The 1,317-nt window shown below is 32.2% G+C and carries 2 protein-coding genes; both read right to left on the reverse strand.

The annotated features are described in order from the left end of the window. Positions 1 to 938: 3-isopropylmalate dehydrogenase (leuB, locus tag ACTG3S_RS11670; protein WP_439129528.1), on the reverse strand; the 938-nt coding region annotated here is incomplete at its 3' end. Positions 939 to 1,046: 108 nt separating this feature from the next. Further along, the coding region (locus ACTG3S_RS11675; RefSeq protein ID WP_439129529.1) for a homocitrate synthase/isopropylmalate synthase family protein at positions 1,047 to 1,317 on the reverse strand (271 nt) is incomplete at its 5' end.

Here is a 1,317-nt window from a genome sequence, read left to right on the forward strand (position 1 = left end):
GCATCTGCTTCTTCTAGCAACCCTAAATGTTCTAGCAACATAGCTGCCGATAAAATGGAGGCTAATGGATTTGCTATATCTTTACCAACTGCTTCAGAAAATGTACCATGAACAGGAGCAAATAATGCGTTTTTATCACCTATGGATGATGATGCTAAAACACCAATTGAACCAGAAATTACACTCGCTTCATCAGAAAACAAATCTCCAAAAAGATTGTCTGTTAAAATTACATCGAAGTTCTTAGGATTTAAAATTAGTTTCATTGCTGCATTGTCTGCATACAAATATTCTAAAGCTACATCTTTGTATTCTTCGCTAATTTTAGTAACTGTTTTACGCCATAATTTTGATGTTTCTAAAACATTAGACTTATCAATTAACGTTACTTTTCTTTTTCTGTCTTGAGCAGCTTTAAAAGCCAAATGTGTAATTCTTGCAATTTCATCTTCTGAATAGGTACAGATGTCATAAGCCTTTTTACCATCTTTACTCTGTTGCTTATCTCCAAAATAAATTCCAGAGGTTAGCTCTCTAAATATAACAAGATCTGTTCCTTTTATAATTTCTCTTCTAAGAGGAGAATTTTTAATTAATTGGTCGTATGCTTTTACAGGATTTATATTGCAAAAAAGATCCAATTCTTTTCTTAGATTTAGTAAACCTTGTTCTGGTCTTATTTTTAATGAAGGATCTTTATCAAATTTAGGATCTCCAATAGCACCATAAAGAATGGCATCTGCTTTTTTACAAACTTCTATAGTTTTTTCTGGCAACGGATTTCCTGTTGCTTCTATTGCGCAAGCACCAATTTGTGCTTCTTTATATAAAAAAATATGGTCATACGCTTCTGCAATAGCGTCTAGAGCTTTTTTAGCTTGATTGGTAACCTCTGGACCAATACCATCTCCTGGAAGTACAGCAATTGTATATTTCATTATTTTTTTTCTTATTTATTTGTCTTTATCTAAGGTAGCTGAAAAATTTAATGTTTTGGTTGATTAAAAGTACCAACTACCTAAGAAGACAAAGTATTTTTACAAAAATTAAACAACGCCGATTTTAGAAATCTTGTTTACTTTTGTCATAATCTGATGAATATCATCGTCTTTTATTTCTTTTTGTTGATCTGCAGCCTCTAAGAAAGATGCATATGCACTGTCTAACTGTATTTTGGTTAACTCGTAACCAATTTTTTTAGCTCTGTAAGCCAATGCAGCTCTACCACTTCTTGCTGTTAAAACAATAGCACTTTCTGTAACACCAACATCTTCAGGATCCATAATTTCGTAGGTTTCTCTGTTTTTAATTACTCCA

The sequence above is a fragment of the Polaribacter sp. genome (assembly GCF_965656025.1).
Classification (GTDB): domain Bacteria; phylum Bacteroidota; class Bacteroidia; order Flavobacteriales; family Flavobacteriaceae; genus Polaribacter.